The following is a 2,178-nucleotide window of genomic DNA, read 5'->3' on the forward strand; positions in this document are numbered from 1 at the left end:
ACCCGCCGCGACCGCCACAATATCATGCCAGCCGCTTACATTGCATTCACCTTCATTATTTCGGCCCACAGCAACCACCGAACCATCCGATTTAAGCCCAATGGTACGACGCCAACCCGCCGTAACCACTACAATATCGCGCCAGTCGTTTACATCGCATTGGTCATGCTTATTCCAACCCACAGCCGCCACAGTACCGTCCGATTTAAGAGCGATTGTATGAGCATTACCCGTGTTCGTCGCCATATGAACATTACCAACCGCGACCGCCACAATATCGAGCCAACCGCTTACATTACATTGGCCATATTTATTATCACCCACAGCCGTCACCGTTCCGTCAGATTTAAGACCAACGGTATGACGACGACCCGCAGCTATGGTATCTTTAGGCCACCGTTTCACCTTTAACGCCGCTTCTTTCGGTGAAATGTAATCCATGTTTTACCTCCTTGAAAACAAGACCTATTTTATTATTGTATCACTTTCGCTTGTTATACTAACCTGCTTCGATAGTTCAAGAACAAAAAAGCCACCGAATTGGCAGCTGGATCTTGTACTCTTGCACCCCGTTAGTTCAATCAGGATTCGATTTATTTAATATTCTTATCCTTAAACAAAAACCTCTCATCTAAATCTGAATGGGACCCGTTCATTCCTGACGGGTTCACCCCCTCGAATTTACCATATTTATCGATTTCCCCAAGCATTGTTTCTTTATCGCTAAAATCCATAACTTCTATTACATCGCTGCTTATTGACCATCTTTGGTGTGATTCTGGCTTATTCATACCCGGCTTTATTTTCTGAAACACATTCATATAAATATTAAAAGATGGATTTTTTTCTGGTCCTGCATTGGGATGTGGGTCTACCGAATTTACCCTCACCGAACCTTCGGGGAGTGATTCTTTAATGAGATGTGGTTTTGTTAATCCGCTGGATTGTAAATAATGTAGAAAATCAATCATTTCCATACGAGTGTCTAACCCGGGTTTCATTGCAATATTGAAATATATATTTTGATAAGAATATGGTTTATCAGGATAATACTTCAAAGTCTCACTTGGCGGAAGATTTTTAAATTCGTAGTAACCATTAAGGTCATATTTTATTTCGCCGTCAAAAAAATCTTTAAAGGAAGTACTATTAGGGTCTCTTTCAGGATCACCATCCTTAAAGTCGTCAAATAGACGGTCTTTGCCAAAAATACGCTCATATGCTTCTTTTACAGAAGTTGCCTTCTCCATGCTCTCTATGTCCTGAAATTGATACGATTTGTTGCTACCATCAGACTTATCTTCTTCCGCTGTCGCAGTTTTTATATCTTTTCCCATTTCTTTCGTTACTTCCCCATTTTCGTAAAAATAACCAAAAATAAAGCCTATCCCTAAACCAATCACTTACGCTATAAGAATCCCAACATATTTTTTCAATTTCTTTTTCCCATCCTACTTCTTTAAGTATAAATATTAATTGTTTTGATAAAAAGGGTGAATTTTTTCCCATTGTATATCTGGAAAACCCGCTATATTGCTACTTTTAATACGACATCAATTATTTATTACCTAAAAATCAAAAAATACCCTGTCAAAAAACACCAGCGACTCAACCGTAATGATGTTTTTTGACATTTTATTAAAGTAATTTTCCTAAATAATACGGCATTTGGCGTCGCCACCAAATCCAATCATGCGAAACATCTTCGCCCCACTCATCAAACCATGCTGGAATTTGTTTTTCTTCAAAGGCCTCTTTTAATGTATAGTATGAAGGCAGCCCATCCTGTTCCCAATCACCCAGCCCGGTACAAATAATGATATCTGCTGAACGATATCGATCAATAAACCAGCCGTCATTTTGATTCCATATGTAATCACTCGGTGAATTTTCGTATACAAGCGGATCATTTCCGTAATCCCAAAAAAAGAAACGCACATCGTAAACACCGCTTAGTGCAATGGTTGTTTGGAAGACATCCGGATGTCTCAAGAAAAAGTTCAACGCATGATATGCCCCCATACTACACCCCGTTGTCATCATGGGATCAAACCAACCTGTTTTATGTTTAATAAATGGAATAGCTTCTGAAATCACATAACGATCATATGCCTCATGAGCTAATGCACGGTCATGCGCCGGTTTTGAGTCTTGCAGCCAACTTTCGCTATCTATACT

General features: G+C 39.5%; 2 protein-coding genes and 1 pseudogene. All 3 read right to left on the reverse strand.

What is annotated here, in order from left to right:
* Positions 1-441, reverse strand: a pseudogene (locus V7137_RS15365) (chromosome condensation regulator); the annotation flags it as partial.
* 152 nt (positions 442-593) lie between these two features.
* Positions 594-1,403 (reverse strand): hypothetical protein, encoded by an 810-nt coding sequence (locus V7137_RS15370; protein WP_335698897.1) that lies wholly within the window; start codon positions 1,401-1,403, stop codon positions 594-596.
* 235 nt (positions 1,404-1,638) lie between these two features.
* Positions 1,639-2,178: esterase family protein (locus tag V7137_RS15375; RefSeq protein WP_335698898.1), on the reverse strand; the 540-nt coding region annotated here is incomplete at its 5' end.

Origin of the sequence: Neobacillus drentensis (assembly GCF_036962765.1) — a bacterium.
In the GTDB taxonomy this organism is placed as follows: domain Bacteria; phylum Bacillota; class Bacilli; order Bacillales; family Cytobacillaceae; genus Neobacillus; species Neobacillus drentensis_C.